At 72.4% G+C, this 12,764-nt stretch carries 13 protein-coding genes; 5 read left to right on the forward strand and 8 right to left on the reverse strand.

The genetic code is table 11. The annotated features are described in order from the left end of the window. Nucleotides 1-246 precede the first annotated feature (246 nt). The 3 genes from OHU34_RS14935 to sigE form a co-directional block, all read right to left on the reverse strand. A complete protein-coding gene (locus tag OHU34_RS14935) occupies nucleotides 247-2,142 on the reverse strand; it encodes a trypsin-like peptidase domain-containing protein (protein WP_405766733.1) in 1,896 nt (631 codons plus the stop codon). Nucleotides 2,143-2,611: 469 nt separating this feature from the next. Further along, nucleotides 2,612-3,577 (reverse strand): anti-sigma factor, encoded by a 966-nt coding sequence (locus OHU34_RS14940; RefSeq protein ID WP_142266061.1) that lies wholly within the window; start codon nucleotides 3,575-3,577, stop codon nucleotides 2,612-2,614. Beyond that, nucleotides 3,574-4,290: an RNA polymerase sigma factor SigE gene (gene sigE / locus OHU34_RS14945; RefSeq protein WP_078615598.1), complete on the reverse strand. Its 717-nt coding sequence runs from the start codon at nucleotides 4,288-4,290 to the stop codon at nucleotides 3,574-3,576. The genes OHU34_RS14940 and sigE overlap by 4 nt, the downstream gene beginning before the upstream one ends. A 238-nt stretch (nucleotides 4,291-4,528) precedes the next feature. On the opposite strand from sigE, the gene OHU34_RS14950 reads away from it, so the two are divergent. Continuing rightward, entirely contained in the window at nucleotides 4,529-5,227 is a 699-nt protein-coding gene (locus OHU34_RS14950) for an O-methyltransferase (protein ID WP_142266060.1), read from the forward strand. 171 nt (nucleotides 5,228-5,398) lie between these two features. On the opposite strand, the gene OHU34_RS14955 is transcribed toward OHU34_RS14950, so the two are convergent. Beyond that, nucleotides 5,399-5,566: a DUF3117 domain-containing protein gene (locus OHU34_RS14955; protein WP_003966491.1), complete on the reverse strand. Its 168-nt coding sequence runs from the start codon at nucleotides 5,564-5,566 to the stop codon at nucleotides 5,399-5,401. Between the two features lie 379 nt (nucleotides 5,567-5,945). Between OHU34_RS14955 and OHU34_RS14960 the strand changes: the two genes are divergently transcribed. Next, a complete protein-coding gene (locus OHU34_RS14960) occupies nucleotides 5,946-6,737 on the forward strand; it encodes an enoyl-CoA hydratase/isomerase family protein (protein WP_142266059.1) in 792 nt (263 codons plus the stop codon). 78 nt (nucleotides 6,738-6,815) lie between these two features. Here OHU34_RS14960 and OHU34_RS14965 read toward each other — a convergent pair whose 3' ends face one another. Next, on the reverse strand, nucleotides 6,816-7,403 hold the full coding sequence (locus tag OHU34_RS14965; RefSeq protein ID WP_142266058.1) for a DNA-3-methyladenine glycosylase I: 588 nt from the start codon (nucleotides 7,401-7,403) through the stop codon (nucleotides 6,816-6,818). Continuing rightward, a complete protein-coding gene (locus OHU34_RS14970; RefSeq protein WP_057603274.1) occupies nucleotides 7,400-7,762 on the reverse strand; it encodes a DivIVA domain-containing protein in 363 nt (120 codons plus the stop codon). The genes OHU34_RS14965 and OHU34_RS14970 overlap by 4 nt, the downstream gene beginning before the upstream one ends. A 124-nt stretch (nucleotides 7,763-7,886) precedes the next feature. Between OHU34_RS14970 and folP the strand changes: the two genes are divergently transcribed. Then, the gene (gene folP, locus OHU34_RS14975) at nucleotides 7,887-8,747 is read left to right on the forward strand and encodes a dihydropteroate synthase (RefSeq protein WP_405766736.1); all 861 of its coding nucleotides are present in this window, start codon (nucleotides 7,887-7,889) and stop codon (nucleotides 8,745-8,747) included. A gap of 114 nt (nucleotides 8,748-8,861) precedes the next feature. On the opposite strand, the gene OHU34_RS14980 is transcribed toward folP, so the two are convergent. Together OHU34_RS14980 and dapE are read right to left on the reverse strand one after the other, a co-directional pair. Further along, nucleotides 8,862-9,620, reverse strand: coding sequence for a TIGR00730 family Rossman fold protein (locus OHU34_RS14980; protein WP_142266056.1), 759 nt, complete (start codon nucleotides 9,618-9,620; stop codon nucleotides 8,862-8,864). 148 nt (nucleotides 9,621-9,768) lie between these two features. Beyond that, nucleotides 9,769-10,848 carry a succinyl-diaminopimelate desuccinylase gene (dapE, locus tag OHU34_RS14985; protein ID WP_405766739.1) on the reverse strand — a complete coding sequence of 360 codons (1,080 nt, stop codon included), beginning with the start codon at nucleotides 10,846-10,848 and terminating at the stop codon, nucleotides 9,769-9,771. 94 nt (nucleotides 10,849-10,942) lie between these two features. Here dapE and OHU34_RS14990 point away from each other — a divergent pair, with 94 nt between their 5' ends. Further along, on the forward strand, nucleotides 10,943-11,947 hold the full coding sequence (locus OHU34_RS14990) for a heavy metal transporter (protein WP_142266054.1): 1,005 nt from the start codon (nucleotides 10,943-10,945) through the stop codon (nucleotides 11,945-11,947). Nucleotides 11,948-12,271: 324 nt separating this feature from the next. Beyond that, entirely contained in the window at nucleotides 12,272-12,721 is a 450-nt protein-coding gene (locus OHU34_RS14995) for a hypothetical protein (protein ID WP_020127930.1), read from the forward strand. Nucleotides 12,722-12,764 lie beyond the last annotated feature (43 nt).

The following is a 12,764-nucleotide window of genomic DNA, read 5'->3' on the forward strand; positions in this document are numbered from 1 at the left end:
GAAGCTCCTTGCGATGTCCGCGGCCCTCGGCTCTCGGCCCTCGGTGGTCAAGTCGGGTCTTCCGTGGTCCGGGCCGGGTCCACGGTACCTGTCACACCTGTCCGACCGGTACCGTCCGGGGGCGTCCGAGTACCTGTACGCGGCCGGTTTTCCGCGTTGTTTGCCTTGTGGGGCCGGGTTTCGGGGCCCGACCTGTGACGTTTCTGTCAATCCCCGGGAAAGCGCCGGAAAAGGGGGCGGGCCGCGTCAGCCGCCGCCGGACGAGCCGAGGACCAGGGTGAGGGTGCGTTCCCCGCCGTCCCGTTCGATCGTCAGCGCCAGCCGGTCGCCGGGACGGTGGGCGCGGGTCTTGACGATCAGCTCCTCGCCGGAGTGGACGCGCCGGCCGTCGATCTCCGTGATGACGTCCCCCGCGCGGACGCCGGCCCGGTCGGCGGGCCCGCCCGCGGTGACCGGGTCGCCCGCGGTGCTGTCCGCCGTACCGACCCGGGCGCCGTCGCCCGCGTAGTCCATGTCGAGCGTGACGCCGATGACCGGGTGGGTCGCCCTGCCGGTGTTGATCAGCTCCTCGGCGACGCGCTTGCCCTGGTTGACCGGGATGGCGAAACCCAGGCCGATCGAGCCGGCCCGGGCGGTGCCGGAGCCGGTGCCGTCGTCGGCGGAACGGATGGCGGAGTTGATGCCGATGACATGACCCTGCGCGTCGAGGAGGGGGCCGCCGGAGTTCCCCGGGTTGATCGGTGCGTCGGTCTGGAGGGCGTCGACGTACGACACGTCGCTCCCGTCGCCGCTCCCGCCGCCGGCGGTGATGGGCCGTTCCTTGGCGCTGATGATGCCGGAGGTGACGGTGCCTTCGAGATCGAAGGGGGCGCCGATGGCGACGACCGGGTCACCGACCCGGACGTTGTCGGAGTTGCCGAGATACAGGGGCTTCAGCCCTTTCACCCCGGTCACCCTCACCACGGCGAGGTCGTAACCGCTGTCCCGGCCGACGACCTCGGCCTCGGCGGTCTGGCCCCCGTTGAACACGACGGTTATCCGGCCGTCGCCTCCGGCGGGCTCGACGACGTGGTTGTTGGTGAGGATGTGGCCGAGCGAGTCGAGCACGAAGCCGGTACCGGTGCCGGACTCCTCGCTTCCGCTGACGTGCAGCGTCACGACGCCGGGCAGGGCGCGCGCGGCGATCCCGGCCACGCTGTCCGCGGACCGCCCGGTGGGCGCCGCGGCGGCCTGCGGCAGCTCCACCGGGTCGAGCCCGCCGTTGCGCTCCAGGTAGACGCCCACGGCTCCGCCGAGCACACCGGCGACCAGCGCGATCGCCAACGCTCCACCGACCAGCCGCCCCCGCAGCCGCCCGCGCTGCCGGGAGTCGGTGAGGAAGCCCGCCCCGGGGTGCCGGACGAGCCCGCCCGCACCCTGGTACTGAAGCGGCCCGCCGACGAGCGCGCCGCGCCCCGGACCTCCGGAAGCCGCAGCCCCGGCGAGGGGGTCGGCGGACCAGGGGTCGTAGCGCTGCCAGGGGTCGGCAGGAAGCGCGACACCGGGATCCCCGCCAGAGACCTGCCCCCCGACGGAACCGACGGCAGGCGCGCCGGGCGAAGCGGCGGGTGCGGCAGGTGGGGCAGCTACGGCGGGTGGGACGGGTGCGGGCGGCACGGCAGATGTGGCAGGGGCGGCTGACATGGCAGGTGCGGCAGGCGTGACAGGCCCGGCGGGCTCGGCAGACGCGATGGGCACGGTAGGCGCAGTGGCCGTCGTTCCGGGGCCCGTGGGTTCCACCGTCATCGGCACCGCGGTGGGCGCGGGCGCGGGTGTGGCCGGCGCGGCGCCCTGTGCGGCCGGAGCGGGCGTGGAGGTCGCCGTCGGGTGTTGTACCGGCGGCGCGGGCGCCCAGGGGCCCGGTTCGCCGTACGGCGGGGTGCTGTAGGGGTCGGGGTCGTGCAGGGGCTTGGGCCGCTCGTCAGTGACCGACGGCGGCTCGGTGACAGGCACCTCGACGGAGGTGACGGCGTCGGCCCGACCGGCCGGAACCTCCGGGCCGACCCGCTCCGCCGGGGCACCCGGGCCGGCCAGGGCCTCCGGAGCAGCCTCAGCAGCCCGGGCCTCCGAGGCAGCGGAGGCGTCCGGGACAGCCAGGGCCACCGGAGGAACCGGAACAGCCAGGGCTTCCGAGGCAGCCGGAGCCGCAGGCGCCGCAGGCGCAGCAGGCGCAGCAGGCGCAGCAGGCGACGGGGCTGGGGGTGTCGGCGGAGGGGCGGTTTCTGTTGCGGGGCGGCTCAGTTCGTAGTCGCCGTCGTCGGTGGGGGGTGCCGGCCGTTCGGGTCGGGCCAGTTCGAAGTCGCCTTCGTCATCGGTCCTGGTCGACGGCCCGGGGCCGACGGTCTCCTCGGGGGCCGACTCCGCCGTCGTGGCGTCGACCGGGTCCGCGGGACTCTGTCGCCCCGGGGACCCTTGCGGTCGAGGCCGGCTCCACCACTTCGCCCTCGTGGGCTTCCCGTCGTCCATGCTCTCCCCCACCCGCCTTCGCGCCCGGCTGCCTGGCAGGGCGCGGTCCTCCCCGGATCCTCCCTGGATTCAACCAGGTTCGTGGCGGAGCGGCGCAGGGCCCGGGTCAGCGGGTGTTCTGCGAGGAAGGCGAGGTGGTGGTGGCGGGGACGGGTGCGGCGAGCAGACCGAGCCCGGTGACCTCCGGAGCGGTGGTCAGGGAGGTCAGGGTGATCGGCGGGGTGGTGCCGAGCGGGCGTATCAGCGGGGACATCACCGCGGCGCCGGCCACCATGGGCGAGGTGAGCCGGTGCAGGGCCTGCTCGACCGGACCGGCGGCCGGGGCGGGCACGCCGGGCAGCAGCGGTGCGGAGACCTCGGTCGGGGCGACCGGGGTGTCGCCGAGCTGGCCGCCCTGGGAGAGCAGCGGGCCGACGGAACGGCGGCGCTGGTTCTCGGGCGACGTCGCCGAGCCCGTGCCCGGGGTGCGGGCCGGTGTCACATTGCTCCCGGAGCCCGCGCCCCCGCGACCGTCCGCGGTGGTGTCGATCGGCGCGACGGTCGTCATGCCGCCCAGCGCGATCGCGGCCAGCGACACCGCGCCGGCGGCGACGAACGCGAACCGCATGCCGCGCGAACGCTCGGCGTCATGGCGGTCGCCACGGCCGACGGGGTGGATACGGAAGCCCCGGTCCGAGGCCGGTGACAGGAAGGAGCCGTGGCCATGGGCGGGTACGTAGCCGAACTCGAACGGCTCGTCCCGTCTTGTTCCGCTGACTCCGAAGACTCCGTCGCCGAACCCGCCCGCGCCCAGCGGCGGGCCGCCGCCGTCCGGGTCGCCTCCCCCGGGGAGCCCCTGGAGGCGGGCCAGGAAGCTTTCGGAGGGGGTCGGCGGGGCGACTTCCGCGAAGACGTTCTTCAGCCGACGCTGTGCGTCGACCTCCGACTTGCATTTCGGGCAGGTCGCCAGATGTGCCAGCACCCGCTCGCGGGTGTCGTGACCGAGTTCGCCGTCCACCAGGGCGGAGAGCCGGTCTCCGAGGTGCTGCTCGGCGAGGAGCCTCTCGGCGGAGTTGTGTCGGGATCCACTCACGCGGTCGCTCCCCTTCCTCCTCCCAGAGCGGGCACGCGGGGTACGAAGGAGCGGCGCTCGGCACGCGCTTCGGGCGAGCGGTGCGCGAGGGCCTTGCGCAGCTGCGAACGGCCGCGGTGGATGCGCGAGCGGACCGTGCCCAGCTTGACGCCCAGGGTCGCGGCGATCTCCTCGTAGGACAGGCCTTCGATGTCACAGAGGACGACCGCGGCGCGGAACTCCGGCGCGAGGGTGTCGAGGGCCTGCTGGACGTCCGCGTCGAAGTGGGCGTCGTTGAAGAGCTGCTGAGGGGTGGGCTCCTTGCTGGGCAGCCGCTCGGCCGCGTCGTCGCCCAGCGCGTCGAAGCGGATGCGCTGCTTGCGACGGACCATGTCCAGGAAGAGGTTGGTGGTGATGCGGTGCAGCCAGCCCTCGAAGGTGCCCGGGGTGTACGTGGAGAGGGAGCGGAAGACGCGGACGAAGACCTCCTGGGTGAGGTCCTCGGCGTCGTGCTGGTTACCGGTCAGACGGTAGGCGAGACGGTAGACCCGGCCGCTGTGCATGCTGACGATCTCCTCCCACGTGGGCGGAGTCCACGCCTGCCCGTCCGCGTCGGTGGAGAAGGTCGCGGTCTGGGCGGGGCCGGCGGCGGTGCCTGCGGCCTGGCTGTGGTCAGCAGCGGTGTCGTTCACGGATTTCGGCCTGCCTGCCGAACCGAGAAAGCGCCGCAGCACTCCTCCCCGATCCACGGGCGCGGCCGCACCTCCCCTGTCGGCTCTGGTGGTGATGTCCAGTGGAGCCCCTACCATAGCCACCTCGCCCGTTAGCTCCGGATAAGCGGTTTTACGAGAAATTGATCTGTGCTGATACGGCTCATACGGCTGCGTCAGCACTTGCTCGACACCCGGTCCCTCGTCGTGATCCAACTGTGTCCCCCCGCTGTCGTTCCCACCCCTTCAAACGCGCGGTCCCATCTGCGGGTTCCCGGCGGCAACGGATACAGTCACGCCCAGGCAACCACGGGGACAGGAGAGGGTCATTAGCGGCAACCGGCAGGCAAGCTGGGCGTTCGCCGACGCCTATGCCGCCGAGGACGAAGCGCTGCACTGGGCCCGTGACCGGGCCCGCGAGGCAGGGCTGCGCTCGGTGTCGCCGAGCACGGGCGCCGCGCTGCGGATGCTCGCCGCCACCGTGGACGCGAAGGCGGTCGCGGAGATCGGCACCGGCACCGGCGTCTCCGGGATCCACCTGCTGCACGGGATGCGCCCGGACGGCGTCCTGACGACCGTCGACCCCGAGCCGGAGCACCAGCAGTTCGCCCGCCAGGCCTTTCGCGCCTGCGGCTTCGCCAGCAACCGGGCCCGGTTCATCCCCGGCCGCGCGCTCGACGTCCTGCCCCGCCTCGCGGACGCGGGCTACGACCTCGTCTTCTGCGACGGCGACCGCCTGGAACTGTTGGAGTACCTCGCTGAATCGTTGCGCCTGCTGCGGCCGGGAGGACTCGTCGTCTTCGAGGGTGTCTTCGCCAACGGCCGCACGGTCGATTCCGGACCCCAGCCCACGGAGGTCATAAGGATCCGGGAGCTGCTGCGGGCGGTGCGCGAGAGCCAGGAGCTGGTGCCTTCGCTGCTCCCGGTGGGCGACGGACTGCTGTGCGCGGTCAAACGCTGAGTCCGAGGGTGCGCGGATCGTGGCCGGCAGACCCGTGGTCGGCCCTTGGGCCTTTCGGGCCATGCGGCCCGGCGGATCGTGGGAGGACGGACCGTGGGAAAGCCGAGAAAACAACCGCTCCGGCACCCTGAAGGATGCCGGAGCGGTCGAAAGAGTAGGGTCGCTTGCGCGTCAGCCGACGACCTTCTTGAGGGCGTCGCCGAGCGCGTCGGCCTCATCGGGGGTCAGCTCGACGACGAGTCGACCGCCGCCTTCGAGCGGAACGCGCATGACGATGCCCCGCCCCTCCTTGGTCACCTCGAGCGGGCCGTCACCCGTTCGCGGCTTCATGGCCGCCATGCTCGTTCCCCTTCCTGAAACCAGCTCATCGCCAAAGCCGACGGCCCCGTGGAGGGCAGCCGCGGTCCAGCGTGGGACACACGACACCGGCATCGAACACATTGCTTCCAGGCCATTATCCCGCATCTCAGGACCCGATGACCAACATCAGTCGGCATCGCTTGGGCAACGCGCGCGAGCAAAACCACTCAATTCGGCGATGTGACTGCGATACTGCACCGCCGCACGGACTTCCGCGCACCGGAAACCGTCCCGAATTCTTTGACGCAGGTCACATGTCGGGTCCGGTCCCTGGACGGTGATCTCCGCCATGCTGTCCTCGTACACCGGACGTACTGACCAGTAGTACGCCGGAGCCGCGACACGGAGGGGAAACGCCATGGCCGACACCGTGCTCTACGAGGTGAGCGACGGGCTCGCGACGATCACGCTGAACCGCCCCGAGGCGATGAACGCGCTGAACGTCGCGACCAAGGTCGCCCTCCGGGACGCGGTCCAGTCCGCGGCTGCCGACGACGCCGTGCGGGCCGTCCTGCTGACCGCCGCCGGCGAGCGGGCGTTCTGTGTGGGGCAGGACCTGAAGGAGCACATCGGGCTGCTGGCCGAGGGCTCGAAGCAGGTCATGAGCACGGTCGCCGAGCACTACAACCCGATCGTGCGGGCCCTGACGGAGGCGCCCAAGCCGGTGGTCGCCGCCGTGAACGGGGTCGCCGCCGGAGCCGGTTTCGGTTTCGCGCTGGCCGCGGACTACCGCGTCGTGGCCGACACGGCATCCTTCAACACCTCGTTCGCGGGGGTCGCGCTCACCGCCGACTCCGGAGTCTCGTGGACCCTGCCCCGGGTGATCGGTCCGGGCCGCGCCGCCGACCTGCTGCTCTTCCCGCGCAGCATCACGGCCCAGGAGGCGCACGAGCTGGGCATCGCCAACCGGGTCGTACCGGCGGCCTCGCTGCGCACGGCGGCCGAGCAACTGGCGCGGATGCTGGCCGAGGGGCCGACGGTGGCGTACGCGGCGATCAAGGAGGCGGTGGCCTACGGGTCCTCCCACTCGCTCGCCGAGACGCTGGACCGGGAGGACGAGCTGCAGACGCGGGCCGGCGCCTCCGAGGACCACGCGATCGCCGTGCGGGCCTTCGTCAACAAGGAGGAGCCGAAGTATCTGGGCCGCTGAGCCCGGTCGCAGGAGCGGCTTCGGGAGCTTCGGGGGCTGCGGGACCGGCATGACCGGTCGCGCGGTTCCCCGTGCCCCTCAAGGGGCGGTTCTCACCACGCAGGTCTCCAGGTGGTCGTCCACCAGACCGCAGGCCTGCATCAGCGCGTACGCCGTCGTCGGGCCCACGAAGCGCAGGCCCCGCTTCTTGAGGGCCTTCGACAGGGCCGTCGACTCCTCCGTCACCGCCGGCACGTCGGCCAGGGTCTTCGGGACCGGCCGCCCGGCCGGGTCGGGAGCGTGCGACCAGATCAGCTCGTCCAGGTCGCCGGGCGCCCAGTCGGCCAGCACGCGCGCGTTGGCGAGGGTGGCGTCGACCTTGGCGCGGTTGCGGATGATGCCCGGGTCGGCGAGCAGGCGGGTGCGGTCCTCGTCGGTGAAGACGGCGACCGAGGCGATCTTGAAGTCGGCGAAGGCGGTGCGGAAGCCGGGGCGTCGGCGCAGGATCGTGATCCAGGACAGGCCGGACTGGAAGGCCTCCAGGCTGAGGCGTTCGAACAGCGCGTCGTCGCCGTGGACCGGGCGGCCCCACTCCTCGTCGTGGTAGGTCACGTAGTCCGGCGTGGACAGGGCCCAGGGGCAGCGCGGCGCGCCGTCCGCGCCGGCGAGGGCACTCCCGTCGCTCACTGCTGGTCCTCCGGGGCCGGCTTCTCCATGGAGACGTGGCCGCCGCCGGCCGGGGTCCTGGCGCCCGCCAGGGCGGACTCCAGGTCGGCGATGCGCGCGTCACGCTCGGCGAGTTCGGCGGCGACGCGGTTGAGGGCGTCGTCCACGTCGGCCATGCGGTAGCCGCGGACGGCCAGCGGGAAGCGGAGGTGGTCGATGTCGGAGCGGTCGACCGGGCGGTCCGGGGGCAGCGGGTCGTGCAGCCGCTCGGGGGCGGCCTCCGGCAGCGGGCCGGTGCCCTCGCCGCCGCCCACCACGGCGAGTGTCACCGCGGCGACCACGACGGCGAGCGCGATGACCAGGAACAAGAACATAACCATCGGTGGGTCCCCACGCTCGGTGTGCTCGGAGTGGATGTGCTTGGGTCCGATCGTGCCATGCGGGTCCGACAGTTAGGGTCGCAGGCGGTGGATGTGCAGGACGTACTAGGAGAGGTCACAGGGGATGCTCAGGCTGGGCAGGCGTGAATTCGGCGCGCACGAGCCGGTGATCATGGCGATCGTGAACCGGACCCCCGACTCCTTCTACGACCAGGGGGCCACCTTCCGTGACGAGCCGGCCCTCGCACGCGTGGAGCAGGCGGTGGCGGAGGGTGCGGCCATCATCGACATCGGCGGCGTCAAGGCCGGGCCCGGTGAAGAGGTCACCGCACAGGAAGAGGCCCGGCGGACCGTCGGCTTCGTGGCCGAGGTGCGGCGGCGCTTCCCGGACGTGGTCATCAGCGTGGACACCTGGCGGGCCGAGGTCGGCGAGGCGGTCTGCGAGGCGGGGGCCGATGTGCTCAACGACGCCTGGGGCGGCGTCGATCCGCGGCTGGCGGAGGTCGCGGCGCGGTACGGGGCGGGGCTGGTGTGCACGCACGCGGGGGGCGCCGAGCCGCGGACCCGTCCGCACCGGGTGACGTACGACGACGTCATGGCCGACGTCCTGCGGGTGACCGTGGGGCTGGCGGAGCGGGCGGCGGACCTGGGCGTGCCGAGGGAGTCGATCATGATCGATCCGGGGCACGACTTCGGGAAGAACACCCGGCACAGCCTGGAGGCGACCCGGCGGCTCGGGGAGATGGTGGAGACGGGGTGGCCGGTGCTGGTGTCCCTGTCCAACAAGGACTTCGTGGGCGAGACGCTGGACCGGCCGGTGAAGGAGCGGGTGGTGGGGACCCTGGCGACGACCGCCGTGTCGGCGTGGCTGGGGGCGCAGGTGTACCGGGTGCACGAGGTGGCGGAGACCCGGCAGGTGCTGGACATGGTGGCGTCGATCGCCGGGCACCGGGCGCCGGCGGTGGCCCGGCGGGGGCTCGCGTAGTTTCCCCGCCCCCGCCGCCGCCCCTTCCCGTCCCGAACCTGGGGGCCGTCGCCCCCCAGACCCCCGCCTTCCGCCGAAAGGGCCTCGTCCTCAAGCGCCGGACAGGCTAAGTCGTCAGCGGCCCGCCTCCTTCGACACCAGGGCCACCGCCTCCTCCACGTCGTCCGTGACGTGGAAGAGGAGGAGGTCCTTCTCGGAGGCCTTGCCCTGGGCGATCAGGGTGTTGCGCAGCCAGTCGATCAGGCCGCCCCAGTACTCCGTGCCGAAGAGGACGATCGGGAAGCGGGTGACCTTCTGGGTCTGGACGAGGGTCAGTGCCTCGAAGAGTTCGTCCAGGGTGCCGAGGCCGCCGGGCAGGACCACGAAGCCCTGCGCGTACTTCACGAACATCATCTTCCGCACGAAGAAGTAGCGGAAGTTCAGGCCGATGTCGACGTGCGGGTTGAGGCCCTGCTCGAAGGGGAGCTCGATGCCCAGGCCCACCGAGATGCCGCCCGCATCGGACGCCCCCTTGTTGGCCGCCTCCATCGCGCCCGGGCCGCCGCCCGTGATCACGGCCCAGCCGGCGTCGACGAGGGCGCTGCCGAGCCGTACGCCCGCCTCGTACTCCGGGGAGCCCACCGGTGTGCGTGCGGAACCGAACACGCTGATCGCGGGAGGGAGTTCGGCGAGGGTACCGAAGCCCTCGATGAACTCCGACTGGATCCGCAGCACCCGCCAGGGGTCCGTGTGCACCCAGTCGGAGGGCGCCCGTTCGTCCAGCAGCCGCTGGTCCGTGGTGCTCGACTGCACCTGGTCCCGCCTACGGAGGACGGGTCCCAGGCGCTGCTCGTCCGGTGGCTGCTTCTTGCCCTCGGGGTTCCCTGTAGCCATGGTGAGCTCCCTCCGCGATTGGGGCCTCCCCGGCTCGGGCGAAGCCGAGAGCCGGGGAGTTCGTTCCACCTCAGCGTAGATCTACGCGGGTTACGGAGGGGGGACGTCGGCGTGTCCGCCCTGAAGCGCCCGCGCGCCGAACGTCTCCTCAGGCGGTGAGCCAGGCCCTCAGCCGCTCCTCGCCCGCCAGGATCTTGGCCGTCTCCACGCGCTCGTCCCGCTTGTGCGCCAAGTGCGGGTTGCCGGGACCGTAGTTGACCGCGGGGACGCCCAGCGAGGAGAAGCGACTCACGTCCGTCCAGCCGTACTTGGGCATCGGGGTGCCGCCGACCGCCTTGATGAAGGCCGCCGCCGCCGGGTGGGAGAGGCCGGGGAGGGCGGCCGGGCTGTGGTCGTCGACGACGAACTCCGCCACCCCGCAGTCGGCGAAGACCTCGCGGACGTGGGCGACGGCCTCCGCCTCGCTCCGGTCCGGCGCGTAGCGGAAGTTGACGGTGACGACGCACTCGTCGGGGATGACGTTGCCGGCCACCCCGCCGGTGATGCCGACCGCGTTGAGTCCCTCGCGGTACTCCAGGCCGTCGATGACCGGGTAGCGCGGCTCGTAGGCGGCGAGGCGGGCCAGGATCGGGGCCGCCGCGTGGATGGCGTTGGAGCCCATCCAGCTGCGCGCCGAGTGGGACCGCTCGCCCTTGGTCTTCAGCAGGACCCGCAGGGTGCCCTGGCAACCGCCCTCCACCTGGCCGTCGGAGGGCTCCAGCAGCACCGCGAAGTCGCCCGCCAGCCACTCCGGACGGTGCTCGGCCACGTGCTTGAGGCCGTTGAGGTCGGCGGCGACCTCCTCGTTGTCGTAGAAGACGAAGGTCAGGTCGCGGTTGGGCGCCGGGACCGTCGCCGCGATGCGCAGCTGGACCGCGACCCCGGACTTCATGTCGCAGGTGCCACAGCCCCACAGGACCCCGTCCTCGTCCAGCCGCGAGGGGACGTTGTCGGCGATCGGAACCGTGTCGATGTGGCCGGCGAGGACCACACGCTCCGCGCGGCCCAGGTCCGTGCGGGCGATCACGTTGTTGCCGTAGCGGTCCACCCTGAGGTGGGGCAGCGCGCGCAGGACGGCCTCGATCGCGTCCGCGAGCGGCTTCTCGGTGCCGCTCTCCGAACGGAAGTCGACGAGCCGCGCGGTGAGTGCGGCGGCGTCCAGAGTGAGGTCAAGGGTGGTGTCGGCCATGCCGTCGACCCTAACGCGCCCGCTGCGCGGCCGGCTTTTCCGCGTTCAGCGCACGGGCCTCCTACTCCTCAGTACTCTCCAGTACCTTGTACGCGTGCCAGAGCCGTCACCCTCTCCCAAGCGCCGCGGCCGCCTCCTCCGTTTCGGGGCGGCCTGCGTGGTCCTGTCCGCCGTCGCGGGTTATGTCGTGGTGCAGTACGTCACCGGCGGCACCGACGATCCGGGCTGCCGGGTCGTCTCGGGCGGCGCGAAGGGGGCGACGTACGAGTTCACGCCGGAGCAGGCGGTGAACGCGGCCACGATCGCCGCCGTCGGCACCAACCGGGCCATGCCCGAGCGCGCCGTGGCGATCGCGCTCGCGACCGCCCTCCAGGAGTCGGGGCTGCGCAACCTCACCCACGGCGACCGGGATTCGCTCGGCCTGTTCCAGCAGCGGCCCTCGCAGGGCTGGGGCACCGAGAAGCAGGTCACGGACCCGGCGTACGCGGCGAACATCTTCTACGAGCACCTCGCGAAGGTCCGCGACTACACCGAGCTCCCGCTCACCGTCGCCGCACAACGCGTGCAGCGCAGCGGCTACCCGGAGGCGTACGCCAAGCACGAGCCGGACGCCACGGTGCTGGCCGCCGCGCTGACCGGGACGGCGGCGGCCACGCTGACCTGCAACGGCCGCTCTGCCACCACACCGACGACCACCGGTCCGGACGCGGTGCGGGCGGCGCTGGTGCGGGACTTCGGGCGGGACGCGCTGCAGCAGGCGGGCTCGGAGGCCGACGCGCAGGGCGTCTCGTCCACTCCCCCGGCGGACCAGGACGCGCCGGCCGCCGAGAGCGCCGGGCGGACCGTGACGCTGCCCGTGACCGAGGACACCACCTCCGGTGGGCGCAGTGTCGGCGAGCGCGGCTGGCAGCTGGCGCACTGGGCGGTGGCCAACGCCTCGGCGCTGCGCATCGAGAGCGTGTCGTACGCGGGCCGGGAGTGGGTCTCCGGGAACACCGACAGCCGGTGGCGGGCGATCGGCTCGACCAGCGCGGAGGCCGCCGGGGCGACCGGGGCGGGCGGCGGAAGCGGCAGCGTACGGATCGTCACCGCGCAGTAGACCGCGCAGCAGTACGGGTCGTCACTCGGTGGGGTCACGTACGGACCGTTCGGGCGACCTAGTGCTCAGGTTTTCGCGCCATCACCCCCGCATCCGACGAATCCCTTGCGGACAAAGGGCTACAGGGGTTTGACGGACTTTCACATCGGGCGGTTTTTGCCCGTTTTTATCCACAGGCGATAATGCGACGCATTGCCAACTCTTTACGTTGGCCGTGCGCAACCTTCGCAGGCTTCGAGCGGTAGTCACTGCGTCCGGGCCCGGACAGACAGACAGTCACAGCAGTCACAGACAGTCCTTGTTCTCTCCCGTCGAAGGAGCATCATGTCCCTCCCCCTGACCCGCCGGATCGCCCGTGCCGCGCTGCTTGTCGCTGCGGGAGCGGCCGCCGGGGTCGGTGCGGCCGGCTCCGCCAGTGCGGCCCCCAGCCTTCCCGCCGCTCCGAACCTCGGCGGACTGACCGCCCTGGACGCGGCGAGTGTCGGCACCACGGTCGACGGCGCGGCGCAGAACGTCACCGGACTCGCGGGTGAGACCGGTGGCAAGGCCGTCAAGCAGACGGTGCCGGCCGCGGGCAAGACCGGCGGCAAGGCCGTGAAGAAGGCGGCGCCCGCGGCGCAGAAGACGGCCGGCGAGGCAGCGGGCTCCGCCGGGGGCCTCCTCGGGGACACCGCGTCGACCGCCACCAAGGGCGGACTGCCGACGGACTCGCTCACCAAGGGCGGGCTGCCCGGCGCCGAGACCCTGCCGGTGAAGAGCCTGCCGCTCGGCTGACGACCGCGGCCGTCGAGCCGGTGACGGGGCCCAGGGTGTTCCC

The organism is Streptomyces sp. NBC_00080 (genome assembly GCF_045041255.1).
In the GTDB taxonomy this organism is placed as follows: Bacteria; Actinomycetota; Actinomycetes; order Streptomycetales; family Streptomycetaceae; genus Streptomyces; species Streptomyces coriariae.

Excerpts from the sequence above, each read along its gene's own strand:
- dapE (WP_405766739.1), bottom strand. The coding sequence starts at position 10,848 with ATGGCCGACACCACCCTTGACCTCACTCTGGACGCCGCCGCACTCACC.
- folP (WP_405766736.1), top strand. The coding sequence starts at position 7,887 with ATGCTCAGGCTGGGCAGGCGTGAATTCGGCGCGCACGAGCCGGTGATC.
- OHU34_RS14960 (WP_142266059.1), top strand. The coding sequence starts at position 5,946 with ATGGCCGACACCGTGCTCTACGAGGTGAGCGACGGGCTCGCGACGATC.
- OHU34_RS14970 (WP_057603274.1), bottom strand. The coding sequence starts at position 7,762 with ATGGTTATGTTCTTGTTCCTGGTCATCGCGCTCGCCGTCGTGGTCGCC.
- OHU34_RS14980 (WP_142266056.1), bottom strand. The coding sequence starts at position 9,620 with ATGGCTACAGGGAACCCCGAGGGCAAGAAGCAGCCACCGGACGAGCAG.
- OHU34_RS14995 (WP_020127930.1), top strand. The coding sequence starts at position 12,272 with ATGTCCCTCCCCCTGACCCGCCGGATCGCCCGTGCCGCGCTGCTTGTC.
- OHU34_RS14955 (WP_003966491.1), bottom strand. The coding sequence starts at position 5,566 with ATGGCGGCCATGAAGCCGCGAACGGGTGACGGCCCGCTCGAGGTGACC.